23 protein-coding genes and 1 pseudogene are annotated in these 25801 nt (G+C 63.1%); 15 read left to right on the top strand and 9 right to left on the bottom strand.

All coding sequences use genetic code 11. The features are described from left to right. Window positions 1-137: 137 nt before the first annotated feature. A complete protein-coding gene (locus FJ943_RS27685; protein WP_140717854.1) occupies window positions 138-506 on the bottom strand; it encodes an SH3 domain-containing protein in 369 nt (122 codons plus the stop codon). 113 nt (window positions 507-619) lie between these two features. On the opposite strand from FJ943_RS27685, the gene FJ943_RS27680 reads away from it, so the two are divergent. The 3 genes and pseudogenes from FJ943_RS27680 to FJ943_RS27670 all read left to right on the top strand — a co-directional run bounded on the left by FJ943_RS27680 (window position 620) and on the right by FJ943_RS27670 (window position 3916). Then, window positions 620-2719: a S9 family peptidase gene (locus FJ943_RS27680; protein ID WP_140726661.1), complete on the top strand. Its 2100-nt coding sequence runs from the start codon at window positions 620-622 to the stop codon at window positions 2717-2719. 19 nt (window positions 2720-2738) lie between these two features. Beyond that, window positions 2739-3364 (top strand): annotated as a pseudogene (locus FJ943_RS27675) (LysE family translocator). A 150-nt stretch (window positions 3365-3514) separates the two neighbouring features. Further along, window positions 3515-3916 carry an SET domain-containing protein-lysine N-methyltransferase gene (locus FJ943_RS27670; RefSeq protein ID WP_015318651.1) on the top strand — a complete coding sequence of 134 codons (402 nt, stop codon included), beginning with the start codon at window positions 3515-3517 and terminating at the stop codon, window positions 3914-3916. Here the strand turns inward: FJ943_RS27670 and FJ943_RS27665 are convergent. The 4 genes from FJ943_RS27665 to FJ943_RS27650 form a co-directional block, all read right to left on the bottom strand. Beyond that, on the bottom strand, window positions 3913-4863 hold the full coding sequence (locus FJ943_RS27665; RefSeq protein WP_140726658.1) for a cytochrome c: 951 nt from the start codon (window positions 4861-4863) through the stop codon (window positions 3913-3915). The genes FJ943_RS27670 and FJ943_RS27665 overlap by 4 nt on opposite strands. Window positions 4864-4872: 9 nt before the next feature. After that, window positions 4873-5310: a cytochrome c gene (locus tag FJ943_RS27660; protein WP_015318653.1), complete on the bottom strand. Its 438-nt coding sequence runs from the start codon at window positions 5308-5310 to the stop codon at window positions 4873-4875. Between the two features lie 157 nt (window positions 5311-5467). Continuing rightward, window positions 5468-6070, bottom strand: coding sequence for a superoxide dismutase (locus tag FJ943_RS27655; RefSeq protein ID WP_015318654.1), 603 nt, complete (start codon window positions 6068-6070; stop codon window positions 5468-5470). 172 nt (window positions 6071-6242) lie between these two features. Next, the gene (locus FJ943_RS27650) at window positions 6243-7121 is read right to left on the bottom strand and encodes a branched-chain amino acid aminotransferase (RefSeq protein ID WP_015318655.1); all 879 of its coding nucleotides are present in this window, start codon (window positions 7119-7121) and stop codon (window positions 6243-6245) included. A gap of 155 nt (window positions 7122-7276) precedes the next feature. Here FJ943_RS27650 and FJ943_RS27645 point away from each other — a divergent pair, with 155 nt between their 5' ends. Both FJ943_RS27645 and FJ943_RS27640 read left to right on the top strand, forming a co-directional pair. Next, on the top strand, window positions 7277-7939 hold the full coding sequence (locus tag FJ943_RS27645; RefSeq protein WP_015318656.1) for a haloacid dehalogenase type II: 663 nt from the start codon (window positions 7277-7279) through the stop codon (window positions 7937-7939). 171 nt (window positions 7940-8110) lie between these two features. Beyond that, entirely contained in the window at window positions 8111-8938 is an 828-nt protein-coding gene (locus FJ943_RS27640; protein ID WP_140726655.1) for a L,D-transpeptidase, read from the top strand. Window positions 8939-8991: 53 nt separating this feature from the next. On the opposite strand, the gene FJ943_RS27635 is transcribed toward FJ943_RS27640, so the two are convergent. Then, entirely contained in the window at window positions 8992-10539 is a 1548-nt protein-coding gene (locus FJ943_RS27635; protein ID WP_140726652.1) for a helicase HerA-like C-terminal domain-containing protein, read from the bottom strand. A gap of 341 nt (window positions 10540-10880) precedes the next feature. Between FJ943_RS27635 and FJ943_RS27630 the strand changes: the two genes are divergently transcribed. The 4 genes from FJ943_RS27630 to FJ943_RS27615 all read left to right on the top strand — a co-directional run bounded on the left by FJ943_RS27630 (window position 10881) and on the right by FJ943_RS27615 (window position 15128). Continuing rightward, window positions 10881-12323 carry a methylmalonyl-CoA mutase subunit beta gene (locus FJ943_RS27630; RefSeq protein WP_140726650.1) on the top strand — a complete coding sequence of 481 codons (1443 nt, stop codon included), beginning with the start codon at window positions 10881-10883 and terminating at the stop codon, window positions 12321-12323. Further along, on the top strand, window positions 12320-14440 hold the full coding sequence (gene scpA / locus FJ943_RS27625; RefSeq protein ID WP_140726647.1) for a methylmalonyl-CoA mutase: 2121 nt from the start codon (window positions 12320-12322) through the stop codon (window positions 14438-14440). The genes FJ943_RS27630 and scpA overlap by 4 nt, the downstream gene beginning before the upstream one ends. Window positions 14441-14514: 74 nt before the next feature. Continuing rightward, window positions 14515-14745, top strand: coding sequence for an AbrB/MazE/SpoVT family DNA-binding domain-containing protein (locus FJ943_RS27620; RefSeq protein WP_015318661.1), 231 nt, complete (start codon window positions 14515-14517; stop codon window positions 14743-14745). After that, window positions 14742-15128, top strand: a complete 387-nt coding sequence (locus FJ943_RS27615) for a type II toxin-antitoxin system death-on-curing family toxin (RefSeq protein ID WP_140618597.1) — start codon at window positions 14742-14744, stop codon at window positions 15126-15128. The genes FJ943_RS27620 and FJ943_RS27615 overlap by 4 nt, the downstream gene beginning before the upstream one ends. On the opposite strand, the gene greA is transcribed toward FJ943_RS27615, so the two are convergent. After that, window positions 15125-15595 carry a transcription elongation factor GreA gene (gene greA, locus FJ943_RS27610; protein WP_140726643.1) on the bottom strand — a complete coding sequence of 157 codons (471 nt, stop codon included), beginning with the start codon at window positions 15593-15595 and terminating at the stop codon, window positions 15125-15127. The genes FJ943_RS27615 and greA overlap by 4 nt on opposite strands. A gap of 116 nt (window positions 15596-15711) precedes the next feature. On the opposite strand from greA, the gene FJ943_RS27605 reads away from it, so the two are divergent. After that, window positions 15712-17088, top strand: a complete 1377-nt coding sequence (locus FJ943_RS27605; protein ID WP_140726640.1) for a TIGR03808 family TAT-translocated repetitive protein — start codon at window positions 15712-15714, stop codon at window positions 17086-17088. Window positions 17089-17097: 9 nt separating this feature from the next. Here the strand turns inward: FJ943_RS27605 and FJ943_RS27600 are convergent, their stop codons facing one another. Further along, window positions 17098-18102 (bottom strand): asparaginase, encoded by a 1005-nt coding sequence (locus tag FJ943_RS27600; RefSeq protein ID WP_140726637.1) that lies wholly within the window; start codon window positions 18100-18102, stop codon window positions 17098-17100. A 27-nt stretch (window positions 18103-18129) separates the two neighbouring features. Then, a complete protein-coding gene (locus FJ943_RS27595) occupies window positions 18130-19296 on the bottom strand; it encodes an acetyl-CoA acetyltransferase (RefSeq protein WP_140618602.1) in 1167 nt (388 codons plus the stop codon). A 194-nt stretch (window positions 19297-19490) separates the two neighbouring features. Between FJ943_RS27595 and betI the strand changes: the two genes are divergently transcribed. The 5 genes from betI (at window position 19491) to betB (ending at window position 25798) form a co-directional block, all read left to right on the top strand. After that, complete coding sequence (gene betI / locus FJ943_RS27590; RefSeq protein ID WP_015318667.1) at window positions 19491-20081, top strand: transcriptional regulator BetI; 591 nt, start codon at window positions 19491-19493, stop codon at window positions 20079-20081. After that, a complete protein-coding gene (gene betC / locus FJ943_RS27585; RefSeq protein ID WP_015318668.1) occupies window positions 20078-21607 on the top strand; it encodes a choline-sulfatase in 1530 nt (509 codons plus the stop codon). Before betI ends, betC begins: the two co-directional genes overlap by 4 nt. Next, complete coding sequence (locus FJ943_RS27580; protein ID WP_041163494.1) at window positions 21604-22608, top strand: threonine/serine dehydratase; 1005 nt, start codon at window positions 21604-21606, stop codon at window positions 22606-22608. The genes betC and FJ943_RS27580 overlap by 4 nt, the downstream gene beginning before the upstream one ends. Beyond that, on the top strand, window positions 22601-24253 hold the full coding sequence (gene betA, locus FJ943_RS27575; RefSeq protein WP_140726634.1) for a choline dehydrogenase: 1653 nt from the start codon (window positions 22601-22603) through the stop codon (window positions 24251-24253). The genes FJ943_RS27580 and betA overlap by 8 nt, the downstream gene beginning before the upstream one ends. Before the next feature lie 81 nt (window positions 24254-24334). Then, window positions 24335-25798, top strand: coding sequence for a betaine-aldehyde dehydrogenase (gene betB / locus FJ943_RS27570; protein ID WP_140726631.1), 1464 nt, complete (start codon window positions 24335-24337; stop codon window positions 25796-25798). Window positions 25799-25801: the final 3 nt, after the last annotated feature.

The following is a 25801-nucleotide window of genomic DNA, read 5'->3' as shown; positions in this document are numbered from 1 at the left end:
TGCTTTGCCGTCGCTTCGGCAAACTTGGTTGTTCGCATCTGTCCTCAAAACCACAGGTTGCCGCTCCTCTCTGTCGGGCAGGCAACCAGGCGACATGCCCGCCGGCCGAACCCGTCGGGGCCAAAATCGATGGTCGTTCAATACGGGATGATATATCTGCCATAGGCCCAGCCGGTCACGAAGGTGCCGTTCTTGGCCGGGTCATGCCAGATTTCGCACCAGCGATAGCGAACCGTCTGCTGCTGTTTCCATGCCGGTTGATTGGCGATATCGAGCAGGTTTATGCCGCCGGTGCATCGTCCGGTCATCTGCAGGACGATCCCGTTCGGGTATGCGACCTGCTTCTGGGATGTTCCCGACGGATATTTGCGCACATTGAGCGTGTCGCCGAACGGCACATTGGCCACTTGCCAAGCCGAAAATACGGTCGCATGAGACTGGCCGGCAAAGACCAGACTTAGCGAAGCGACGGCGAAAGCCGCAGCAATACGAGACCGAATAGTCATCTTCTCTCCCCCGGCCGTCGCATGGGCCGACACCAACTCTACGCCACGGCTCTTGAACCTGCCCTGATCGGCGTGTTCATTCGTCATTCAAGATATTTCCAGAGCGAGACGCAATGACCAGGACTTCCCGATTTCCAATCGCCAGCGCCCCTGCCCCCGAGAAAAGGCCCGTCTCGGACACGCATCACGGCATCACGCGAACCGATGAATATGCCTGGCTGCGAGCGGATAACTGGCAAGAAATGTTCAGGGATCCTTCCTTGCTCGATCCTGGGATCCGCGCCGAACTCGAAGCCGAGAATGCCTATCAGTCGACGCTGATGGCCGACACGTCAGATCTGCAAAAGCAGCTTTTCAAGGAAATGAAGGGCCGCATCAAGGAAGATGATTCTTCCGTTCCCATGAAGGACGGGCCTTATGCCTACGGCTCTTCCTTCAAGCTCGGCGGCGAGCAGCCGCGCTATTTCCGAACGCCGCGCGGCGGCGGACCCGAGCAGATCCTGCTCGACGGCGACGCCGAGGCCGAGGGCAAGGCCTATTTCCGGCTTGGCGGCGTCGATCATTCGGCCGATCATAGCAAGTTGCTATGGGCGTTCGACGACAAGGGTTCGGAATTCTACACGCTGCGTGTGCGCGACCTTGCCGACGGCAAGGAACTGGCGGACCAGATACAGGCCACCGGCGGTTCGGGGGTCTGGGACGCGGGCAATGACGGGTTCTTCTATACGCGTCTCGACCCAAACCACCGGCCGTCGAAGGTGCTGTTCCACGCACTGGGGCAGGCCCCTGAAAACGACCGGCTGATCTACGAGGAAACCGACCCCGGCTTCTTCATGAACGTCGACGGGACCCGCAACAACCAATGGATCATGATCGGCATCAACGATCACGAGACTTCGGAATACCGCCTGTTGAGCGCCAGCGATCCATTTGCCAAGCCGAAGCTGGTTTCGGCGCGCGAGACCGGCCTTCAATATGAACTTGAGGAAGGCGGCGATATCTTCTTCGTCCTGACCAACGCGGACGGTGCCAAGGACTTCAAGATCATGACGGCGCCGGCGAGCGACCCGGTCCGCGCCAACTGGCAGGAACTGGTGCCGCATGAACCCGGCCGGCTGATCCTGTCGGTGATCGGCTTCAAGGACCACATGGTGCGGCTCGAGCGCAAGGAAGGCCTGCCGCGCATCGTCGTGCGGGATCGGGCCAGCGGCGAAGAGCATCTGATTTCCTTCGACGAGGAAGCCTTCTCGCTCGGCCTTTCAGGGTCCCTGGAATACGACACCGAGATGATGCGTTTTTCCTACTCGTCGATGACGACACCGTCACAGATGTTCGACTACAACATGCGCACTCGTGAGCGTGTGCTGCTCAAGACCCAGGAAGTGCCGTCCGGCCACGATCCGCACCTCTACGTCACGAGGCGGCTGATGGCGCCGGCGGCCGATGGCGAACTGGTGCCGATCTCGCTTCTGCATCACCGCGACACGCCGCTGGATGGCTCCGCGCCATGCCTGCTCTACGGTTACGGCTCCTACGGTATCACCGTGCCGGCCGCCTTCAACACCAACTGGTTCTCGCTGGTGGACCGTGGGTTCGTGTTTGCCATCGCCCACGTGCGCGGCGGCAAGGACAAGGGATATGGCTGGTACGACGACGGCAAGCGGGCGCACAAGATGAACACCTTCACCGATTTCATCGCCTGCGCCCGCCACCTCGTTGCCGAGCGCTATACCGCGCATGACCGAATCGTCGCGCAAGGCGGCTCGGCCGGCGGTATGCTGATGGGCGCCATCGCCAACATGGCGCCGGATTGCTTCGGCGGCATCGTGGCCGAGGTTCCCTTCGTCGATGTACTCACCACCATGCTCGACTCAACGCTGCCGCTGACCCCGCCAGAATGGCCAGAATGGGGCAATCCGATCGCGTCGGCCGACGATTACCTGACGATCGCCGCCTATTCGCCATACGACAATGTCGCCGCGCTCGACTATCCGCCGATCCTGGCGCTCGCCGGTCTCACCGATCCGCGCGTCACCTATTGGGAGCCGGCCAAATGGGTTGCGCGGCTGCGCGACCGCAAGAGCGGCGACAATCCGGTACTGTTCAGGATCAACATGGATTCCGGCCATGCCGGTGCCTCCGGCCGGTTTTCACGCCTGGAGGAGATCGCCTATACTTATGCCTTCACGCTGAAGGTGACGGACAAGGCATAGCTCACGGAGGAACGCTGCGATGATCGATCTGGCCACAGCGATAGCTTACATCGCGGTTGTGCTCGGCTTTGTCTTCATTCCTGGCCCGGCCACGCTGTTGACGATCGCCCGCGCAACGAGTTCGGGGACGAGAGTCGGAATCGCCACAGGCGGCGGGATCGCGGCCGGCGATGTGTTTCATACCGCCATGGCGATGGTTGGGATCTCGGCGATCATCGCCACATCGGCGACGCTGTTCAGCATCGTAAAGTATATCGGCGCGGCCTACCTCTTTACCTCGGCATTCGGGCCATCATCGAGAAAGCGCCAACCGATCCGACCGCCGGCGCGCTTGCAAGCTCCGCCGGCAAGTCGTTTCGACAGGCTGTCCTGACCGAGGTGCTCAACCCCAAGACCGCGCTTTTCTTCCTGGCGTTCCTGCCTCAGTTCGTGTGGCCCGAAAACGGATCAGTGATGGTTCAATTGGCCGTATTGGGGATCATCTTCGTCATGCTGGGGCTTTTCAGCACGGTCGTGTTTGCCGTGAGCGCAGGGCGGCTCGGCAGTTTCCTGCGCCGAAATCCGACAGTGCTGAAATGGCAAGGCAAGGTTGTCGGCGGCATCTACTGCGCCCTGGGTGTCCGCCTCGCCTTGCAAGAGCGCTGAGGCCAGGCGAACCACGTCTGCTGGCAGGCCTGATGATCATCACTTTTTGAATTCCGCGCGGCTCATTTCCGCTCGCAATTGCGACGGTCGCGCGCTACCCAAGGCACGGTTTTCCCGGGCACGAAGTCCGCACTTGCACAAGGGTCCATTATGCTGCTCGTCGACGTCTATCTCGACAAATCGCCGATCCAGGGCATCGGTGTGTTTGCCAAGAACCATATTGCCAAGGGCACGCTGGTCTGGAAGCTCGACCCCCGGTTCGATCGGATCATCGACGTCGAGACCTATGAGAGCGAAACCGGGCCGGTGAAGAACTACCTCGACCGCTATTCCTACCCCGACCGTCGCGATCCCGCCTATATCGTCTTCGAAGCCGACGATGCCCGCTACATGAACCATGACGACGAGCCGAATTGCGATGTCTCGTCGCCCGAGGAGACCTACGCCTTGCGCGACATCGCGCCTGGCGAGGAGATGACCTGCAACTACAACCTTTTCTTCGAAACGGGCTTCGATTTCCTCGGCGATCGCCACCTGCAGTCCGAGGATTAGTTCGTACTTTTCTTGCGCGCCGGATAGCCGTTGGGACGCGGCGGCACCGCCTTCAGATAGGCAGCAATCGCCGCACGGTCGTCCGCCGTCAGCTCGGCCATGTTGCGCTGCACGTCGACCATGGCGCCGCCGACGGAATCGAAGTCCGGCGTGAATCCGGTTTCGAGGTAGTTTGCGATGTCGGACGCGGACCAGCTGCCGATACCTCCCTCGCCCGAAGTGATGTTCGGCACGACGCCCGAGCCCTCGGCGGCCACCGCACCGGCCAGCCATTCGCTTTTCTTGGTGCCTCCAGCGAGGTCGCGCGGCGTGTGGCATTCGCCGCAATGGCCCGGTCCTTCGACCAGGTAGCGGCCTGCCATCACAGGGTCTGGCGCGCCATCCGGCAGGGGCACGACAGGCTTGTCACTGAGATAGAGCCGCTTCCACAGGCCAATGCCGCGCCGGATGCTGAACGGGAACGCCAGCGAATTGCCGGGCGCCTTGCCGGCGACGGCGGGAAGCGTCTTCAAGAAAGCGTAAAGGTCGGCGACATCTGACGGTTTCATGCGAGCATAGGAGGCATAGGGGAATGCCGGATAGAAATGCTCGCCCGAAGGCGACACACCTTTCAGCATGGCGTTAGCGAGATTCCCGGCCGACCATGCGCCGATGCCGTCCTTGGGATCTTGCGAAATATTGGGCGGAACAAAGATGCCGAATGGCGTCTTGAGTTCGAGCCCGCCTATGAGCTGAAGCCGTGCATCGCCCTGCGACCCGGGCTTGGCATGGCAGGAGGTGCAGCCGCCGGCATAGAAGATGCGCTTGCCCCGGGCAACATCGCCTGGGCCGAGTTGCGCCAGGGTCGCCGCATCAAGCGTGACCGGTGCCGACAGCAGCCACCCCGCCGACGCGCCGGCGACGCCCAGGACGAGGGCCGCGCCGACGAGCTTCTTCAGCCATGCCATGGCTGGCGATCAGCCCTTTTTGACCCTGTAGCCCTGGTGGCAGGTACCACAGTCCGAGCCGATGGTGCCGATCTGCGTCTTCAGCGCATCGACGTCGGCCGGAGCCGCCGCGACCGCAGCCTTGACATCGGCGAGATACTTGTCCTCGGTCGCCTTGAAGCCGGCCATGTCTTCCCAGATTTTTGGCGCCGCCGTGGTGTCGCCGGTGTCGGTGCCCTTCGGGAACAAGGCCTCTACGTCGAACTTCTCGGCATTTGCCTGCAGTGCCTGCAACTGCGTCAGCACCGCGGCGGCATCAAATGGCTCCTCGCCCTTGACCACTTTCGACAGGCCGCCGACGATCTTTCCGCGTTCCTTCATCAGAGCCTGCCGATCGAGGATCGGATCGGCAAAGGCCGCCGATGCGGCGAGTGCGAGCATGGAGATGGCGATGACAAGCTTTCTCATTCATTTGGCTCCGTGGTGAAGGCATTTCAGGACAGGACGTTAACGGATGCGGGAGGTGGAATATTCCCATTCTCCCGCATGAAATTGCATGACCCTAGCCGTGGGGTTCGAGACGAAAAGAAAAGGCCCGGGGGTGCCGGGCCTTTCGGAAGATTGATCAGGCATTCGCCTTTTCGTAGAGTTCAAGCACGTGATCCCAGTTGATCAGGCTATCTACGAAGGCCTCGAGGTATTTCGGCCGGGCGTTGCGATAATCGATGTAGTAGGAGTGCTCCCAGACGTCGACGCCGAGGATCGGCGATGCGCCATGAACCAGCGGGTTCTCGCCGTTCGGCGTCTTCGATATCGCCAGCTTGCCGTCCTTGACCGAAACCCAGGCCCAGCCCGAACCGAACTGCGTTGTGCCGGCGGCAATGAAATCAGCCTTGAACTTGTCGTAACCGCCGAGATCGCTGTCGAAAGCCTTCTGCAGCGCGCCAGGGAGCTTGTTGCCGCCGCCGCCCTTCTTCATCCATTTCCAGAAATGGATGTGATTGTAGTGCTGGGCAGCATTGTTGAAGAGACCGGCATTCTTGCCGAACGATTGCTTGACCACCTCTTCGACCGAAAGATCGCCAAGGCCGGCTTCGGCGGCGAGCTTGTTGCCGTTGTCGACATAGGCCTTGTGATGCTTGTCGTGGTGATACTCCAGCGTCTCTTTGGACATATAGGGCTGCAGGGCCTCATAGTCGTAGGGCAGAGCGGGCAATTCGAAAGCCATGGGTAGTACTCCCTCGTGGAAAATCCGGTGTGGATACCGGAGTAAGATAGGTCGGGATTGAGCTGGAGCAACTCCGGAAGTGAAGCGCCGGTTCCCTTTCTAAGCGGGTTCCCGGGAACTGTCACACGCTTTTCCTGTGACCAGCCGCGCGGCGACAAAAAGGCCGGCTATCTCAGCCAGCCGAGGTCGAATGCGCCCACTCCCAATAGAGTTCACGTGCCTTCTTGGCCACCGGGCCGGGTTGCAGATCACGGCCCTCCATGCGGGTGACCGGCACCACCTTGGAGTGGTTGCCGGTCGAGAAGATTTCGTCCGCTTCGAGGAAATCCCGCACCGACAGCGTCTTTTCAGTCGTCGTGAACCCATAGTCGCCAAGCAGCGTCATCGTGCGCGCGCGGGTAATGCCGGACAGGAAGGTTCCGTTCGGCGCCGGCGTCAGCACATGGCCGTCCTTGACCAGGAAGATGTTCGAGCTTCCGGTCTCCGCGACATTGCCCAGCATGTCGAGCACAAGCGCGTTGTCGAAGCCGCGCGCCTTGGCCTCGAGGATGGCGCGGCCGTTGTTGGGATAGAGGCAGCCGGCCTTGGCGTTGGTCGGCATGGTTTCGATAGTCGGGCGCCGGAATGGCGACACGGTCACCGAAAAGCCGGTCGGTGAGATCATCGGCGATTCATAGAGGCAGAGGCAGAAACGGGTCGAGGCGGGATCGGCCGGCACGCCCATGTAGCCGCCATGCTCGGCCCAGTACATCGGCCTGATGTAGACCGCCGTCTTGCCGTCGAATTTCTTCAATCCGTCCCAGGTTAGCCCGACGATCTGCTCGGGCGTCATGTTCGGCGCCAGCCCAAGCGCGATCGCCGAGGCATTGACGCGTGCGGCATGAAGTTCGAGATCGGGCGCCACGCCTTCGAACCACCGCGCGCCATCGAACACGCTGGTGCCGAGCCACATGGCATGGCTGCGCGGCCCCAGAATGGCGACATTGCCTTCGTACCAATCGCCATCGACGAAAGTCCATGTCGCGGATTGCGCCGCCGCCGCCAGTGTCATCGCGTTTTCCCGTTCCGGTCAATCTTGTGTGACAACATTGGATGATGCTTTGACCGCCGCCGTCAACCAGCATCGGGGAGTTTTGTTGAGGCCAGCGACGGGTGCGCTGCAATCAAGGCTTGCACCTTGTCCCGCCTCGCCTCAAAACTGTTGCCATGCAATACGCCGCCTACGTGTTCGACGCCTATGGCACGCTGTTCGACGTGCACGCCGCCGTGCGCCGCCATGCGGACGCGATCGGCCCGGACGGCCAACTCCTGTCCGAAATCTGGCGCGCCAAACAGCTCGAGTATTCCTGGGTTCGCACGCTGATGGGCGCCTATGCCGATTTCTGGCAGCTGACCGAACAGGCGCTGGACTTCGCCTTGCGCAAGGTCCCTTCGGCCGATCCGAGCCTCAAGGCGAAACTTCTGGAAGCCTACTGGCGGCTGGACTGTTATCCCGAAGTGCCGGCCGTGCTGAAAGCGCTCAAGGCTTCGGGCGCCAGGCTGGCGATCCTCTCCAACGGTTCGCCCGAAATGCTGCAGGCAGCAGTCAAGTCGGCGGCACTCGACCAGGTCCTGGACGACATCTATTCGGTCGATGCGGTGCGTCGCTTCAAGACCGATCCTATTGTCTACGACATGGTCGCCACGGGATGGCGCCTCTACCCCGGCGCGGTCTCCTTCCAGTCCTCCAACCGCTGGGACATTGCGGGCGCCACCAAATTCGGCTTCCGCACGGTCTGGATCAACCGCTCCAACCAGCCGGAGGAATACCAGGACTTGCCACCGGCCCTGATCCTGCCATCGCTGGAGGCCCTCGTATCCGGCGCCTAGCTGACCTGTGGCCCCAACGCCACAGTGGCGGCGCAGTCACAGCTTCGCCTTTGTTTGTCCACGTTCGAGCCAGAATCGGAACCGCCTATCGCCTCAGGTGTTGTCAGGCACCCGCAGCGAACGTCGGCGTGTTGACGCTTTGTTGCGATTTGAGTCTTAAAGAAGGCAGCCATGTCCATAACCGAAATCGAATCCTATCGCCTGAGCCGTCGCGGCTTCCTCAACGCCGCAGCCCTGGGCGCCGCCTCGATCGCGGTTTCCGCATGCGCCACCACCGGACCGGGACCAGCCGAGCCGCCGCCGCCACCAACCTATGTCGAACCTCCGCTCGCCGACTATGCGTCGATGTACGCTGCGGTCAACGATGGCGGTTTCGATCTGCCGGCCATCCCCGTCGACAGGATCGATCCGCAGTTCCTGCGCCAGATCGTACCCGACCCGACCGGGCAGAAGCCGGGAACCATCGTCGTCGATACGACAGGCCACTTCCTCTATCTGGTTCGCCCGGGCGGCCAGGCCATTCGCTATGGTGTCGGCCTTGGCCGCGCCGGCTTCGAATGGTCGGGCGACGCTGTCGTCCAGTGGAAGCAGAAATGGCCGAAGTGGACGCCGCCGGATGAGATGATCGCCCGCCAGCCGGAATTGAAGCAGTACAGCGCCGACAATGGCGGCATGCCCGGCGGCCTAAAGAACCCGCTCGGCGCACGTGCGCTCTATCTCTTCCAGGGCAATGTGGACACGCTCTATCGCCTGCACGGCTCGCCGGAATGGCGCTCGATCGGCAAATCGGTGTCGTCGGGCTGCGTGCGCCTGATGAACCAGGACATTATCGACCTTTATGACCGCGTGCCCTCGAAAACGCCGGTCATCGTGACCAGCGACGCTCGCCAGCCGATGGTGGCGACGGCCAACCACAAGGCGATCCCGATCGATGCCGGCGTGCCGGATGGATCGGTGCTGCTCGGCCCAGTCAAAGCGGTCACGAACGCGATCTTCTGAGTTTCAGGGGCTTCTGAGTTTCAGGGGGCAGTGGCGTTGCGGCTGCCCCGATCCTACCGTCCCCGCGACAAACTACCCAGAATCCCGCGCACAATGGCACGTCCAACCGACGAGCCGACCGAGCGCACTACCGACTTGATCGCGGCCTCGGCCACCGTCTGGCGATTGGAGGGGCGCGGCGCCGGCGCGCGCCGGCCACCGGACTGCGGCGCGGGATCGTCATTACCGAAGCCTGGAATGGTCCAGCGCGAGCCGCCGGTGCCGGCCTGCTGCGCCTGCGCCTCGGCGTCCTGCGCCTGCTTGGCCTTCTTCTGCAGCATTTCGAAGGCCGATTCGCGGTCGATAACCTGGTCATACTGGCCGGTGACCGGGCTTTCCCCGATCAGCTTCTGCCGCTCGGCCGGGGTGATGGGTCCAAGCCGCGATGACGGCGGACGGATCAACGTGCGCTGGACCATGGACGGAATGCCCTTGGCCTCCAGGGTCGAGACCAGGGCCTCGCCGGTGGCGAGCTGGGTGATGGCGGTGGCGCAGTCGAAATCCGGATTGGGCCGGAAGGTTTCGGCCGCCGTCCTCACCGCCTGCTGCTCGCGCGGCGTGTAGGCGCGCAGCGCGTGCTGCACGCGGTTGCCGAGCTGGGCCAGAACCTTTTCGGGGATATCCAAGGGGTTTTGCGTGACGAAATAGACGCCGACGCCTTTCGAGCGGATCAGGCGGACCACCTGCTCGACCCGGTCGATCAGCACCTTCGGCGCCTCGTCGAACAAGAGGTGCGCCTCGTCGAAGAAGAACACCAGCTTCGGCTTGTCGGGGTCGCCAACCTCCGGCAGTTCCTCGAACAGCTCCGACATCAGCCAGAGCAGGAACGTCGCGTAAAGGCGCGGATTCATCATCAGCTTGTCGGCGGCCAGCACGCTGATGGCGCCGCGACCGTCGCGGGTGGTGCGCATGATGTCGGCAATGCGCAAAGCCGGCTCGCTGAAGAAGTTCGCCGCGCCCTGCTGCTCAAGTACCAGCAGCGTGCGCTGAATCGCCCCCACCGACGGCTTGGTGACGTTGCCATAACGGGCGCTGATTTCTTCGGCGCGCTCCGCGATGTTGGCGAGCAGCGCCTGCAGGTCCTTGAGGTCGAGGAGAAGAAGGCCCTCTTCATCGGCAATGCGGAAGGCAATGTTCATGATGCCTTCCTGCGCGTCGGTCAGGTTCATCAGCCGCGACAGCAGCAGCGGGCCCATTTCCGAAATGGTGGCGCGGATGGGGTGGCCCTGCTCGCCGAACAGATCCCAGAAGATGACGGGAAATTCCTGGAAGTCGTAAGGGTCGAGCTTGACCTGTTCTGCCCGCTTGACCAGGAAATCCTGGGCGGTGCCTATCATGGCGATACCGGAAAGGTCGCCCTTGATGTCGGCGCAGAAGACCGGAACGCCGGCGTTGGAAAATCCCTCGGCCAGGATCTGCAAGGTGACGGTCTTGCCCGTACCGGTGGCGCCGGTCACCAGGCCATGGCGATTTCCGTATTGCAGCAGCAGGTTTTCGGCGCGCTGATAGCTGTCGTCGGGCTTGCGGCTGGCGCCGATAAAAATACTGGTGTCGTCAGCCATAGCTCGGGTCTCCGCAAAACTGATGTGTCTAAAGCCAACCTTTGCCCGATGGTATAGTGAGGCTGCCGCACAGCGACAATGACAATTGTCCAAGGCAGGACCAATCGTTCAATCAGGGCTATCGTCCAAATCGGACCAATCGCCAAAATCGGATTTTGGAACTTGCGGATTTCGATGGTGTTTGGCAATCGTCCATGGTCCGTCCACGCAAGCGACCTATATCAGGTGGATCGAATATCAGGTGGTCGAATTCAAGCCCTGGGCGTGCATTGCGATAACTGACCGGGGACCGTAGATTGAGCTGTCCGGGCTGGTGCGGCCACATAGAACGAGGACGATGAATGGGCGCCGGAGCCTTGACCAGGGATGTTGAGCCAACGAATGCGGAGCGTCAGCGATGGCTGACCCTGGCGGGAAAAGCGTTGGCCGGCGCCTCCTTCGGGGAACAGCTGGTCTCGCATACCGACGACAACATCCGCGTCGAGCCGCTCTATGAACGCGCGACCGGAACGGAACCGATCGTGCGCGCCAATCCTCAATCGCCGTGGATCGTCAGCCAGCGCGTCGACGATCCCGATGTCGAACGCGCCAAGAGGCAGGCCCTGGAAGATGTCGCCCAGGGCGCGACGGGGTTGTCGCTCGTCTTCGAGGGCGCCCCGAACGCGTTTGGCTACGGCCTGCCGAGGACGGCGCAGGCGCTCGAGACGGTGCTGGAGGGCGTGCCCCTCAACCGGGTCCAGATCCGTATCGACACCCACCCCTGGAGCCGCCCCATGGCCGACTGGCTGGTGGCGTTCCTGAGCAAGCGCCGCTCCGATCCGGCAAAGCTCAACCTTTCCTTCGGCATCGATCCGGCTGCTATCCTCGCCGGCACCGGCCGGCTGCGCATGTCGATCGAGGCGCTGCAGGAATCCATGCCGCAATCGCTGGCGCATTTCTTCTCGATGGGCGTTCCGGGTGTGCTTCTGGAGGCAGACGGTCGCGTCTTCCACAATGCCGGCGCCACGGAAGCGCAGGAACTCGGCATCATGCTGGCCTCGGCGGTCTCGTATCTGCGAATGTTCGAGAAGGCGCGGCAGCCGCTCGTCTATGCCGCGCCTCATATCGGTTTCGCGCTCAGCGTCGACCAGGACCAGTTCCTGTCGATGGCCAAGGTGCGAGCCCTGCGCAGGCTGTGGGCACGGGTGCAGGAGGCCTGCTCGATCCCCAATTCCACGGCCAACATCCATGCCGAGACATCATTTCGCATGATGACGGCATTGGATCCCGAAACCAACATCCTGCGCACGACGATCGGCTGCTTCGCCGCGGCGGCGGGAGGCGCCGATTCGATCTCAATCCTGCCGCATACGATCGCGCACGGCCTGCCGGCCGCCTTTGCCCGCCGCGTCGCGCGCAACGCGCAGCTGATCATGGCCAATGAAAGCCATGTCGATCATGTCGCCGATCCCGCCCATGGCTCCGGCGCCGTCGAAGCGCTGACCTCAGACCTTTGCGAAGCCGCGTGGGCGGAATTACAGGCCATCGAGGCTGAGGGTGGCGTGCTGTCCAGCCTTCGGGACGGACATATCCAGCAGCGCGTCCGCAACGCCGCCGCCCATCGCGCCATAGCCTTCAAGTCAGACGAGCGGGCCATTGTCGGCGCCACGCTTTATCCGTTGAAAAGCGAGCGCCCGGTCGAGACGCTGGACGCAGAGAAGCGACCTGCCTTCACCGAGGGCGTCGTCCTGTGCGAAGCGTTGTCTCCGGTCCGCATCGATCAATCCATCGGGGCCGCTTCTTGATTCCGGATTTCAGTCAGATCGGCTGGGTGCCGCCGCGCCGCGCGCCTGTCGAGGTCAAGGGACAGCGAACAACGCCGGAAGGCCTTGTCGTCAAGCAGCTGTACAGTCAGGCCGACCTCAAGGGATTGTCGCATCTCGACACCTATCCGGGCCTGCCGCCCTTCGTGCGCGGCCCCTACCCGACCATGTATGTCCAGCAACCCTGGACCATCCGGCAATATGCCGGTTTTTCGACCGCCGAAGAATCCAACGCCTTCTACCGGCGCAACCTTGCCGCCGGCCAGAAAGGCCTTTCGGTTGCCTTCGATCTCGCCACGCACCGCGGCTATGATTCGGACCATCCGCGCGTCGCCGGCGATGTCGGCATGGCGGGTGTGGCTATCGATTCCATCCTCGACATGCGGCAATTGTTCGACGGCATTCCGCTCGGCGAGATGACCGTGTCGATGACGATGAACGGCGCGGTGCTGCCGATCATGGCGCTCTACATCGTGGCGGCGGAAGAGCAAGGCGTCGCGCAGAAGGATTTGGCCGGGACCATTCAGAACGACATTCTGAAGGAGTTCATGGTCCGCAACACCTACATCTATCCGCCGAAGCCCTCGATGCGGATCGTCTCGGACATCTTCTCCTACACCTCGAAGAACATGCCGAAGTTCAACTCGATATCGATCTCCGGCTATCACATGCAGGAGGCCGGCGCGACCGCCGACCTGGAGCTCGCCTATACGATCGCCGACGGGATCGAGTATGCCCGCGCCGGCGTCGCGGCGGGGCTCGACATCGACCGTTTCGCGCCGCGCCTGTCGTTCTTCTGGGCAATCGGCATGAATTTCTTCATGGAAGTGGCCAAGCTCAGGGCCGCACGCCTGTTGTGGGCGACGCTGATGAAAAAGAACTTCGCGCCAAAGGACGAGCGGTCGCTGTCCCTGCGCACCCATTGCCAGACCTCCGGCTGGTCGCTGACGGCACAGGATCCCTACAACAACATCATCCGCACCATGATCGAGGCGATGGCCGCGACCCAGGGGCATACCCAGTCGCTGCACACCAACTCGTTCGACGAAGCAATGGCGCTGCCGACCGACCATTCGGCGCGCATCGCCCGCAACACGCAACTCGTCCTGCAGAAGGAATCCGGCACCACGCGCATCATCGATCCGTGGGGCGGTTCGGCCTATCTCGAACGGCTGACACACGATCTGGCGGCGCGTGCGCTCGCCCATATCGAGGAGGTTGAGGCTCTCGGCGGCATGGCGGCGGCGATCGAAAAGGGCATACCCAAGCTGCGCATCGAGGAAGCAGCGGCCCGCACGCAGGCGCGCATCGATTCCGGCGAGCAGATGCTGGTCGGCGTCAATGCGCATCGCCCCGGAACCGATATCGAGGTCGACGTGCTGAAGATCGACAATGCCGAGGTCAGGGCCCGGCAACTCTCGAAGCTGCAACGGCTGAAGGGCACGCGCGACGTCGCTGCCGTCGAAAGCGCGCTAGATGCGCTGACCCGTGCCGCACAGAGCGAGGACAACCTCCTGGAGTTCGCCATCCGCGCCGCGCGCGCCAATGCCACTGTCGGCGAAATCTCGTTCGCCCTGGAAAGAGCTTATGGCCGCCATGTGGCCACGGTGCAGACCATTTCCGGTGTCTACCGCAAGGCGCTTGGCGACAGTCCGGTGATCGACCGCCTGCAGGACAAGCTCGGTGCCTTCGAAAAGAAAAACGGCGGCAAGCCGCGCATCCTCGTGGCCAAGATGGGACAGGACGGCCACGACCGCGGGCAGAAGGTGATCGCCACGGCCTTCGCCGATCTCGGCTTCGACGTTACCGTCGGCGCCATGTTCCAAACGCCGGAAGAGATCGCGAAACTGGCTGTCCAGAATGACGTCCACATCATCGGCGCCTCATCGCTGGCAGCGGGTCACCTGACGCTGATCCCAGAATTGCGCGACACGCTGAAGAAGCTCGGCCGCGGCGACATGCTGATCGTGGCCGGCGGCGTCATCCCGCCGCAGGACTATGATGCGGTGCTGCAAGCCGGCGCGGCGGAAATCTTCCCGCCGGGCACGGTCATTCCGGAAGCGGCGGAGCGGCTGCTGGATCGGCTGCTATCCTCGTGACGAATCTGTTATAATATCTGTTGCAACACCCGGCGCACCGCGTTATAATTAGCGTTGCAACAGGATGTTTCATCATGAACACCACAATTCGCAAGATCGGGAATTCGGACGGCGTGATTCTGCCGAAAGAGCTTCTCGATCGATTGAATCTCAAGACAGGCGACAACGTGGTCGTCGTCCAGGAAGGTCAAGAGCTTCGCTTGCGCCGATTGGAAGATTCTGCCGAAGAATTCGAGCGCAAGATGAAGGTAGCGCGCGAGCGGATGAGGAAATACGAGGTTGCCTACCGCGCGCTCGCAAAATGACGGCACATCATTCGCGAGAGTTCGTGGAGGCGATGCATGCCGAGCAGTTGCGTCTTCACGGCGGCGCGTCGGGCATCCGCGATGAAGGCCTGTTGGAATCGGCGCTCGCACGTCCGCAACAGAAAGAAGCATACGGCGAGCCGGATCTGAGCGAACTCGCTGCCGCCTATCTCTTCGGCATCGCAAAGAACCATCCGTTCGTCGATGGGAACAAGCGCACGGCTTTCGCTGCGGCCGACTTGTTTCTCTATTTCAACGGATTGAGCATCGAAGCCGAACAGGAGGAGGTCATCCAACTGGTGATGATGGTCGCTGCCGGCGAGATAGACGAAGCGGGTGCGGCCGCATTCTTCCGCGACCATGTCGTCAAGCTTGAAGACTAACTCTCCGAGAGCTTGACGATCTCCCACTCCTTGCCGTTGACGCTGGCCACGTCGCCAACCTTCTTGCCGAACAGCGCGACCGCCATAGGCGAGACGTGCGAGATGCTGCCCTTGGCCGGATCGGCTTCATCCTCGCCGACAATCTTCCAGTGCACCTTCCTGCCGTCACTTTGCAGCGTGACACCCATGCCGAAGCGGACGACATCGCTGCCGGGCTCCGGCACGGAAAGCTCGGCACTCTCGCGTCGCGCGGTCCAGTAGCGCAGATCGCGCGACACGACCGCGATGCGCTCGCGGTCGGCTTTCCGCTCCGCTTTCGCCATGATATCGCGCAGATCGGCCAGATTGTCGTCGATCTGCGCCAGGCCGCGCTCCGTCACCAGGTTCCGGTGCGTGCTGATCGGCCGCTCGCCAACACCGGCGATCGCGTTTTCGCTGTCTTCTTCGCGGGTAAAAGCTCTGCTCATCCCCTGAACTTAGGCGCCGAGTGGCTGCCCGACAAGTCATTGCCGCCGAGAAGAGGCGCGTTGAACGTCTGGCATGATTCCTGCGGTGTCGGGCGGAACACTGGGATTCTGTGCCGATGTTGAACAGACGAACCCTGCTGACGCAGACCACCGGCTTTGCCGTCATGGGCCTCGCGCTCGGCAAGGCGGCGGCCGCCAGCCTGACCGGCATCGAGAAAGCCTCGATGCGCGGCTCGATCAACGCCACCGAACTTGGCGTCCAGCCCGGTACCTCTGACGACCAGAGCAAGGCCTTCGCCAAGCTGCTGCGCGACGCGAATGGCCGTGACATGCCGGTCTTCCTGCCGCCCGGCACCTATGTGGTGTCCAATCTCTCGCTGCCTGGTCGCGTGCGTCTTTCCGGCGTGCCGGGCGCGACGCGGATCGTCTATGGCGGCGACGGCCATTTGTTCATGGCCGAACAGGCCGACCATATCGAACTCAGCGGACTGGTTTTCGACGGCGCGAACCGCTCTATGGGCGACTACGCGCAAGGACTGCTCGATCTGCGCCGGGTGGCGCATCTCGTGGTGGACAACTGCCAGATCACGGGCAGCGGCAAGAACGGGCTGGCGCTGGAACATGCGACGGGCCGGATCGAGCGTTCGGACATATCGGGGGCGGCGGACGCCGGCATCTATTCGGTGGAGGCCGCAGGGCTGGCGATATCAGGCAACACCGTCTCCGATTGCGCCAATGGCGGCATCCTGGTGCACCGCTGGCAAGCTGCGGAAGACGGCACCATGGTCACCGGCAACCGCGTCGAACGCATTGGCGCGCGCAGCGGTGGTACAGGCCAGAACGGTAACGGCATCAATGCCTTCCGCGCCGGCAATGTCGTCATCTCGGGCAATGTGGTCTCCGACTGCGCCTTCTCCGCGATCCGGGCCAACAGCTCCAGCAATTTGCAGATATCGGGCAACACCTGCTCACGCTCGGGCGAGACCGCGGTCTATTCCGAGTTCTCGTTCGAAGGCGCCGTCATTTCCAACAACATCGTCGACGGCGCGGCCAACGGCATCTCGATCGTCAACTTCAACGAAGGCGGCCGCATGGGTATCTGCTCCGGCAACATCGTGCGCAATCTGTCGACATCAGGCCCCTATACCGCGGATCCACCCGGCTTCGGCGTTGGGATCGCCGTCGAGGCCGACACCGTCGCTTCCAACAACGTCATCGAGAACGCGCCGCTCTACGGCATGTCGATCGGCTGGGGGCCGTATCTGCGCAACGTCGTGGCCACCGGCAACATCATTCGCAAGGCAGGCACCGGCATCGTCGTCAGTGTGGTCGAAGGTGCCGGCACGGCCGTCATCTCCGACAACGTCATCGATGGCGCGTCGAACGGAGCGGTTGTCGGCCAGCGCTGGGCCGAGCCGGTGACATCAGACCTCACCCAGACCAGCAGCAGCGGTTATGCGCACCTGACCGTCGAGCGCAACCGCGTCAGCTGATTGCAACCTTCAATTCAGGGCCGGCGTCGGCCTCAGCGCCCCGACCTTGGCGCCAATCCGGCTTTCGATGGGCGCATTCGCCAATTCGAGCAGCTTCGCCGCCAAGGCCTCGTGCGCCCGCAGCAGCCTGGCGAGGACCGCGGCGGCGATTGCATCGCCGGCGCGCCCGGCACCGTCATCGCATTTGACCGCGATGCCGAGGCCGAGTTCCGGAATTGCGGCACAATGGACGCCCTCGGCCCCGCCTTTGGCAAAAATTCGCCCCGGAGCGGCTTCCATCAGCAACAGGTCCGCGCGGCCGGTGCCGGCCACGAAGAACGGCTCCGCCATGCAGGCCGAAAGCAGCCGCTTCGCGGCCTTCGCCCGCTCCGGGCCAAAGCCTTGGGCCGTGGCCATGCGAGCAAAGCCGAGCGCGAAACTCCTGAGCGGCACCGCATAGGTCGGAATCGAGCAGCCGTCGACCGCGCGTTCGTCGGGGCCGTGGACAGCGCCGGTGACTGCCTGCATGGCGTCGCGCACCATTTCCTGCAGGGCGTGATCCGGTCTGACATAGCCGCGATGCGCGATGCCCAAATGAACGCAGGTACAGAGGAAACCGGAGTGCTTGCCGGAACAATTGTTATGCAACGCATTCGGTGAGCCGCCGGCACGCGCGAGCGCAATCTCCGCGTCATGGTTCGAGGGCCAGTGGACCCCGCATTCGAGCGCCGACCCGTCCAGCCCGGCCCTGGCCAGCATGGACCGCGCCAGTTCGACATGCGCCGGCTCGCCGGAGTGGGAGGCACAGGCCAGCGCCAGTTCGCGGTCACCGAAGCCATAGGCATCCGCGGCACCCGTTTCGACAAGCGGCAGGGCCTGGATCGCCTTTACGGCGGAACGCGGAAAGACCGGCTTCGACGTATCGCCGATCTCCAGCACCGGCTTGCCGTCGGCATCGAAGACGGCGACGGCGCCGCGATGGGCGCTCTCGACAATGGCGCCGCGCAAAACTTCGATCAGAACCGGATTTGCCATGTTACCTCCCGCGAATGCCGGGGCGGTTTACCTGATCCGGTCGAGAATGGAAACGTAGTTGGCGACCGCCGCACCGCCCATGTTGAAGATGCCGCCGAGTTTCGCGCCCGGCACCTGGATGCCGCCGGCTTCGCCGACAAGCTGCATGGCGGTCAAGACATGCATGGATACGCCGGTGGCGCCGATCGGATGGCCCTTGGCCTTCAGTCCGCCGGAGGGATTGACCGGCAGGCGGCCGTCTTTTGCCGTTGTGCCATCCAGCGCCAGTTTGGCGCCCTCACCCGGCTTGGCCAGTCCCATCGCTTCATACTCGATCAATTCGGCGATAGTGAAGCAGTCATGCGTTTCGACGAAGGAGAGATCGTCGAGCGTTACGCCGGCGTTCTTCAGCGCGCGGGTCCAGGCCTGTTCGCAGCCTTCGAAGGTCAGGATGTCGCGCTTCGACATCGGCAGGAAATCCTGCACATGCTCGTTGGCGCGGAAGGCGACCGCGCGGCGCATCTTCAGCGCCGTTGCCGTGTCGGCAAGGACAAGGGCAGCGGCGCCGTCGGAGACCAGCGAGCAGTCGGTGCGCTTCAAGGGTCCTGCGACGAACGGGTTTTTCTCGCTCTCCTGCCGGCAGAAGTCATAGCCGAAATCCTTGCGCATCTGCGCATAGGGATTGTCGACGCCATTCTTGTGGTTCTTGGCAGCGATCATGGCGAGCGCATCCGACTGGTCGCCATAGCGCTGGAAATAGGCCTGCGCGATCTTGCCGAAGACGCCGGCGAAGCCGGCTGGCGTGTCGCCGTCCTCGGGCAGATAGGAAGCTTTCAGCAAATTCTTGCCGATTTCGGGCCCGGGCGTCGTCGTCATCTGCTCGGCGCCAACCACCAGCACGATGCGGGCGGCGTTTGCATCAATGGCGCGGATACCTTGCCTGACCGCCGCCGAACCGGTGGCGCAAGCGTTCTCGACGCGTGTCGCCGGCTTGAAGCGCAGCCGGTCGTCCGCCTGGAGAACCAGGCTTGCCGTGAAATCCTGCGCCGAAAAACCGGCATTGAAATGGCCGAGCACGATCTCGTCGACCTCGTCCGGGCCAATGCCGGCATGGTCGAGCGCGTCCGTCGCGACCTTGACGATCAGGTTTTCGAGCGTCTCGCCCTCAAGCTTGCCGAAGCGCGAATGCGCCCAGCCAACGATGCATGCGGTCATGGCGGTCTCCATCCTTGGCGCCAGCGCCCACGGCTCGTGACGCACTTCGCCTTTATTGTTCAAATATAAACATTCTCGCCCGGGCCGTGAAGGGCCGCAACGCAACAATCGCTTGGTACAGGTCGCGTCGAGGTCGATTTTTTATTGATTGACGCGTCAATAAAAAATAATCTCCCGCAAAAATCGGAAACGGCATGCCAAAAGTCGGAATGGAGCCATTGCGCCGCAGGGCGCTCATCGACGCGACGATCTCGGCGATCGGCGAGCGTGGCTCGCTTGACGTGACCATGTCCGAGATCGCCGGACGCGCCGGTGTCTCTTCGGCGCTCGCCCACCACTATTTCGGCGCCAAGGACGAGCTGCTGTTCGCGACGATGCGGCACATCCTGGCCGAACTGACCATCGATATGCGCCGCGCCCTGCAGTGCGCCGGCACCGCGCGCGAGCGCGTCTCGGCCGTGGTCGCCGTCAACTTCTCCGATGTCCAGTTCCAGGCCGAAACCATTGCCGCATGGCTCGCGTTCTATGTCGAGGCGCAGCAATCGTCTTCGCTGCGCCGGCTGCTTAGAATCTATGCTCGGCGGCTGCATTCCAACCTGATGAGTGGATTGACCGGCATCCTGCCGAGGACCGAGGCCGACCGCGCCGCGGAAGCGACGGCGGCGATGATCGACGGGCTCTACATCAGGCGCGCGCTGAAGGATGGCGTGCCTGACGCCGCGACCGCGATCGCGCTGGTCGAGGATTATCTCGAAACCAAACTTGGCGGACGGCACAAGCAGTGACAGCGAAGCGACCCAATTTCCTGATTGTCATGGTCGACCAGCTCAACGGGACCTTGTTCCCGGATGGGCCGGCGGAATTTCTGCACACACCGCATCTGAAGGCACTGGCGGCGCGTTCGGCGCGCTTTGCCAACAACTACACCGCCTCGCCACTCTGCGCGCCGGGCCGTGCCTCGTTCATGAGCGGCCAGTTGCCGTCGCGCACCGGGGTCTATGACAATGCCGCCGAGTTCGCCTCGTCGATCCCGACCTTCGCCCATCATTTGCGTGCGGCCGGCTACTACACCTGCCTGTCGGGCAAGATGCATTTCGTCGGACCTGATCAGCTGCACGGTTTCGAGGAACGGCTGACCACCGACATCTATCCGGCGGATTTCGGCTGGACGCCGGACTACCGCAAACCCGGTGAGCGCATAGAGTGGTGGTATCATAATCTGGGTTCGGTGACCGGCGCCGGCGTTGCGGAAACAACCAACCAGATGGAGTATGACGACGAGGTCGTGTTCCTTGCGTCTCAGAAGCTCTATCAGCTTTCGCGCGAACAGGACGATGCGAGCCATCGGCCCTGGTGCCTCACCGTCTCGCTGTCGCATCCGCACGATCCCTATGTCGCGCGCAAGCAGTATTGGGATCTCTATGAGCATTGCCAGGTGCTGGATCCGGAAACCGGGTACATCGCCGAAGACGAGCAGGATCCGCATTCTCGGCGGCTGTACCATGCCAGCGACTATCCCTCTTTCGAGATCACGCCTGAAGAGGTGCGTCGTTCGCGGCGCGGCTATTTCGCGAACATCTCCTATGTCGACGACAAGGTCGGCGAGCTCCTCGACGTTCTCACGCGGACGCGCATGCTCGACGACACGATCATCCTGTTCTGCTCGGATCACGGCGACATGCTCGGCGAGCGAGGCCTGTGGTTCAAGATGAGCTTCTTCGAAGGCTCGGCGCGAGTGCCGTTGATGATTGCCGGCAAGGGCATTCGTGCCGGGCTGATCGAGGCGCCGGTCTCCAATCTCGACGTAGCACCAACGCTTTGCGACCTTGCCGGCATCGACATCGGGGCGATCGCGCCGTGGACCGACGGCCAGTCGCTGCTGCCGCTCACCAAGGGCGGGCAGCGCACGACACCGGTGCTGATCGAGTACGCGGCGGAGGGCTCCTATGCGCCCTTGGTGGCAATCCGCGAAGGCAGGTACAAATTCGTCCATTGCGAACTCGATCCGCCGCAATTGTTCGATCTCGAAGCCGATCCGCTCGAGCGGGACAATCTGGCCGACGACCCCGCCAATGCGGGTCTTGTGGCGGCATTCCTGGAAAAGGTCCGGGCGCGTTGGGACATGGCCGGCTTCGATGCCGCCGTGCGCGAAAACCAGGCACGCCGCTGGGTCGTCTATCCGGCGCTGCGCAACGGCGCCTACTACCCCTGGGATTTCCAGCCGTTGCAGAAGGCGTCAGAGCGGTACATGCGCAATCACATGAACCTCGACAATCTCGAAGAGAGCAAAAGGTATCCGCGAGGCGAATGATGGCAGACCTTCTCGTTCCCACTCTCGACCATCTCAGGCAGGCCTACGCGGTAACGTCACGGGCGACACAGGTCACGCCGCTGCTGGAATCGGCGGCGCTCGCCAGAGAAACCGGCGCGGCCCGGGTCTTCATCAAGCCGGAATCGCTGCAATGGGCCGGATCCTTCAAGGTTCGCGGCGCTTATTGGCGGCTGAAGCGGCTTTCGCCCGACGAGGCGAAGAAGGGCGTCGTCGCCTATTCCTCGGGCAATTTCGCGCAAGGGCTGGCCGCGGCCGGCCAGGCGCTCGGCATTCCCGTGACCATCGTCATGCCGATCGACGCGCCGGCCGCCAAGCGCGATGCTACCGCGGGTTATGGCGCGCGCGTCGTGCTGACCGACCATGACGATCGCGCGCGTGAAGAGGTCGCGGCGGCCAAGGCGCGCGAAATCGCTGAAACAGAAGGGCTAGCGCTCCTGCATCCATTCGACGATCCCGAGATCGTCGCCGGTCAGGCGGGTGCCGGCCTCGAAGCGCTCGACCAGCTGTCGGGTAAGGATGCCAGCGCCGATCTCTTGTTCTGCTCGGTCGGCGGCGGTGGGCTGATCGGCGGCGTTTCGCTCGCCTTCCACTATCTGTCGCCGGCGACCGAGATCATCGGCGTAGAGCCCGAAGGGTTCGACGGCATGGGCTCTTCACTGGCGCATGGCAGCATCGAGACCATGCCGATCGGTCCGAAATCGATCTGCGACGGACTGATGTCGCGCCGGCCCGGCGACGCGCCGTTCGCCGCGGTCAAGACCGCTGGCGTGCGCGGCATCACGGTCGACGATCAGTCGGTGCGGCGCGCGATGCGGATCGCTTTCGAGCGGATGAAGCTGGTGCTCGAACCGTCAGGTGCGGCGTCGCTGGCGGCATTGCTCGGTGGCAAGGTGGATGTGGCGGGAAAAACCGTCCTGGTGGTGGCTACCGGCGGCAACGTTTCGCTCGCCGATTTTATGGCGCATATGAACCATGCTTGAAGCGGATTTCGTTATCATCGGCTCCGGCTCCGCCGGCTCGGCCATGGCCTATCGCTTGTCGGAAGACGGCAAGCATTCGGTCATCGTCATCGAATTCGGCGGCACTGATATCGGGCCGCTGATCCAGATGCCTTCGGCGCTGTCGATACCGCTCAACATGAGCCTCTACGACTGGGGATTCGCCAGTGAACCGGAACCGCATCTGGGTGGCCGCGTGCTGGCGACGCCGCGCGGCAAGGTGATCGGCGGCTCGTCCTCGATCAACGGCATGGTCTATGTGCGCGGCCACGCCCGCGACTTCGACCATTGGGCCGAACAGGGCGCGGCCGGCTGGGGCTTCGCCGACGTGCTGCCCTACTTCAAACGCATGGAGGATTCAGATGGCGGCGAGGATGGCTGGCGCGGGCACGGCGGCCCGCTGCATGTGCAGCGCGGCTCCCGGCGCAATCCGCTCTATGGCGCCTTCGTCGAAGCGGGCCGCCAGGCAGGGTTTGAACTGACCGACGACTACAATGGCGCCAAGCAGGAAGGCTTCGGCCCGATGGAGCAGACCATTCTGGGCGGCCGCCGCTGGTCGGCGGCATCAGCCTATCTGAAGCCGGCGCTCCGGCGCAAAAACGTCAGACTGGTCAAAGGCTTTGCGCGCCGGGTGATCATCGAGAATCAACGCGCCATCGGCGTCGAGATCGAAGCTCACAAACAGATTCAGGTCGTTAAGGCGCGACGTGAAGTAATCGTCGCGGCGTCGTCGATCAACTCGCCGAAGATCCTGATGCTGTCCGGTATCGGCCCGGCCGGGCATTTGCACGAAAACGGCATTGCCGTCGTGGCCGACCGGCCTGGCGTCGGCGGCAACCTGCAGGACCATCTGGAGCTCTACATCCAGCAGGAATCGACCAAACCGATCACGCTGAATTCAGTGCTGAACCCGTTCTCCAAGGCGATGATCGGGGCGCAGTGGCTGTTCTTCAAATCGGGCCTTGGCGCCACCAATCATTTCGAGGCGGCCGCCTTCGTGCGCTCGCAGGCAGGCGTCGACTATCCCGACATCCAGTACCACTTCATCCCGGCGGCGGTGCGTTACGACGGCAAGGCGGCGGCGAAGTCGCACGGCTTCCAGGCGCATGTCGGACCGATGCGCTCGAAGTCGCGCGGCTCGGTGACGCTGCGCTCGCCGGATCCGAAAGCGAAGCCGGTCATCCGCTTCAACTACATGTCGCATCCGGACGACTGGGTGGAGTTCCGCCACTGCATCCGCCTGACCCGCGAGATCTTCGGCCAGTCGGCCTTCGATGCCTATCGCGGACAGGAACTCTCGCCGGGCAGCCATGTCCAGTCGGACGACGATCTCGACGTGTTCATCCGCGACCATGCCGAAAGCGCCTACCACCCCTGCGGCACCTGCCGAATGGGCCGCGTCGATGATCAATCGAGCGTGGTCGATCCGGAATGCCGGGTCATCGGCGTCGACGGATTGCGGGTCGCCGACTCCTCGATCTTCCCGCGCGTGACCAACGGCAACCTCAACGCGCCATCGATCATGACCGGCGAAAAAGCGTCCGATCACATCCTTGGCCGCACGCCGCTCGCGCCGTCCAACCAGGAACCATGGATCAATCCGCGCTGGCAGGCTTCCGACAGATAGGCCATGATCCGCCGATAGAGTGAGCTGCCCGACAGGCGCCCGCCCAATAGCCGTCTTGGGCACAACGATTGGAGACCTCCCATGCGCGCCCAGCCCACGGCTTCGCACTATGTCAACGGACGCTATATCGAGGACGAAGGCGGCGCGCCGCTGCCGGTGATCTATCCGGCCACGGGCGAGACCATCGCCATGCTGCGATCGGCGACGCCGAACGTGCTGGAACTGGCGGTCGAGGCCGCCCGCGCCGCACAGCCGGCCTGGGCGCGGCTTAAGCCGGTCGAGCGCGGCCGCATCCTGCGCCGAGCCGCCGACATTTTGCGCGCCCGCAACGCCGATCTTGCCCGCATCGAGACGCTCGACACCGGGAAGGCGATCCAGGAGACACTGGTGGCGGATGCACCTTCCGCCGCGGACTGCCTTGAATATTTCGCCGGCGCGGTCGCTGTCTTCAACGGCGAAGCGGTCGACCTCGGCGGGCCATTCGCCTATACGCGCCGCGAGGCGCTCGGCGTCTGCGTCGGCATCGGCGCATGGAACTATCCGATCCAGATCGCCGGCTGGAAATCCGCACCCGCACTCGCCATGGGCAATGCCATGGTGTTCAAGCCATCGGAAAACACGCCGCTTTCGGCGCTGGCGCTGGCCGAGATCTACTCGGAAGCCGGCCTGCCCGACGGGCTGTTCAACGTCGTGCAAGGCTATGGCGACGTCGGCGCCGGCCTTGTCGGCCATGATGTGGTGGCCAAGGTCTCGGTGACCGGCTCGGTGCCGACCGGGCGCAAGGTGCTGTCGCTAGCGGGCTCCAGGATGAAGCACGCGACGATGGAACTCGGCGGTAAGTCGCCGCTGATCGTCTTCGACGATGCCGATCTCGAAAATGCCATTGGCGGCGCCATGCTCGGCAACTTCTATTCGACCGGCCAGATCTGTTCCAACGGCACGCGCGTCTTCGTCCAGAGCGGCATTCACGACCGCTTCGTCGAGCGGCTGGTCGAACGGACCAAGAAAATCCGCATCGGCGATCCGCTCGACCCGGAAACGCAGATGGGGCCGCTGGTCTCCAAGGCACAGCAAGACAAGGTCGTCGGCTATATCGAGGCCGGCAAGCAGGATGGGGCGACGCTGGCCTGTGGCGGCAATGTGCCGTCGCTGCAGGGCTTCCAGGGCGGCTTCTTCGTCGAGCCGGCCGTATTCACCGCTGTCACCGACACGATGCGGATCGCCCGCGAGGAGATTTTCGGCCCGGTCATGAGCGTTCTGAAATTCAACAGCGAGGACGAGGTGATCGACCGCGCCAACGACACCGAGTTCGGTCTTGCCGCCGGTGTTTTCACGCGCGACCTGCCGCGCGCCCATCGCGTCATCGCCGAGTTGCAGGCCGGAACCTGCTGGATCAACGCGTACAATCTGACCCCGGTGGAAATCCCCTTCGGCGGCGTCAAGCAGTCCGGCATCGGGCGGGAGAATTCGCTGGCGGCGCTGGCGCTCTATTCGCAGCTGAAGTCGATCTATGTCGAGACCGGGGACGTCGCCAGTCCGTATTGATCC

Origin of the sequence: Mesorhizobium sp. B2-3-10 (assembly GCF_006442275.1) — a bacterium.
GTDB lineage: Bacteria > Pseudomonadota > Alphaproteobacteria > Rhizobiales > Rhizobiaceae > Mesorhizobium > Mesorhizobium australicum.
This window is presented reverse-complemented; position numbering and strand designations above follow the sequence as displayed.

Bases quoted from the DNA above. Each gene is read 5' to 3' on its own strand.
- FJ943_RS27685 (WP_140717854.1), bottom strand. From the start codon at position 506: ATGACTATTCGGTCTCGTATTGCTGCGGCTTTCGCCGTCGCTTCGCTA.
- FJ943_RS27680 (WP_140726661.1), top strand. From the start codon at position 620: ATGACCAGGACTTCCCGATTTCCAATCGCCAGCGCCCCTGCCCCCGAG.
- FJ943_RS27670 (WP_015318651.1), top strand. From the start codon at position 3,515: ATGCTGCTCGTCGACGTCTATCTCGACAAATCGCCGATCCAGGGCATC.
- FJ943_RS27665 (WP_140726658.1), bottom strand. From the start codon at position 4,863: ATGGCATGGCTGAAGAAGCTCGTCGGCGCGGCCCTCGTCCTGGGCGTC.
- FJ943_RS27660 (WP_015318653.1), bottom strand. From the start codon at position 5,310: ATGAGAAAGCTTGTCATCGCCATCTCCATGCTCGCACTCGCCGCATCG.
- FJ943_RS27655 (WP_015318654.1), bottom strand. From the start codon at position 6,070: ATGGCTTTCGAATTGCCCGCTCTGCCCTACGACTATGAGGCCCTGCAG.
- FJ943_RS27650 (WP_015318655.1), bottom strand. From the start codon at position 7,121: ATGACACTGGCGGCGGCGGCGCAATCCGCGACATGGACTTTCGTCGAT.
- FJ943_RS27645 (WP_015318656.1), top strand. From the start codon at position 7,277: ATGCAATACGCCGCCTACGTGTTCGACGCCTATGGCACGCTGTTCGAC.
- FJ943_RS27640 (WP_140726655.1), top strand. From the start codon at position 8,111: ATGTCCATAACCGAAATCGAATCCTATCGCCTGAGCCGTCGCGGCTTC.
- FJ943_RS27635 (WP_140726652.1), bottom strand. From the start codon at position 10,539: ATGGCTGACGACACCAGTATTTTTATCGGCGCCAGCCGCAAGCCCGAC.
- FJ943_RS27630 (WP_140726650.1), top strand. From the start codon at position 10,881: ATGGGCGCCGGAGCCTTGACCAGGGATGTTGAGCCAACGAATGCGGAG.
- FJ943_RS27620 (WP_015318661.1), top strand. From the start codon at position 14,515: ATGAACACCACAATTCGCAAGATCGGGAATTCGGACGGCGTGATTCTG.
- FJ943_RS27615 (WP_140618597.1), top strand. From the start codon at position 14,742: ATGACGGCACATCATTCGCGAGAGTTCGTGGAGGCGATGCATGCCGAG.
- greA (WP_140726643.1), bottom strand. From the start codon at position 15,595: ATGAGCAGAGCTTTTACCCGCGAAGAAGACAGCGAAAACGCGATCGCC.
- FJ943_RS27605 (WP_140726640.1), top strand. From the start codon at position 15,712: ATGTTGAACAGACGAACCCTGCTGACGCAGACCACCGGCTTTGCCGTC.
- FJ943_RS27600 (WP_140726637.1), bottom strand. From the start codon at position 18,102: ATGGCAAATCCGGTTCTGATCGAAGTTTTGCGCGGCGCCATTGTCGAG.
- FJ943_RS27595 (WP_140618602.1), bottom strand. From the start codon at position 19,296: ATGACCGCATGCATCGTTGGCTGGGCGCATTCGCGCTTCGGCAAGCTT.
- betI (WP_015318667.1), top strand. From the start codon at position 19,491: ATGCCAAAAGTCGGAATGGAGCCATTGCGCCGCAGGGCGCTCATCGAC.
- FJ943_RS27580 (WP_041163494.1), top strand. From the start codon at position 21,604: ATGATGGCAGACCTTCTCGTTCCCACTCTCGACCATCTCAGGCAGGCC.
- betA (WP_140726634.1), top strand. From the start codon at position 22,601: ATGCTTGAAGCGGATTTCGTTATCATCGGCTCCGGCTCCGCCGGCTCG.
- betB (WP_140726631.1), top strand. From the start codon at position 24,335: ATGCGCGCCCAGCCCACGGCTTCGCACTATGTCAACGGACGCTATATC.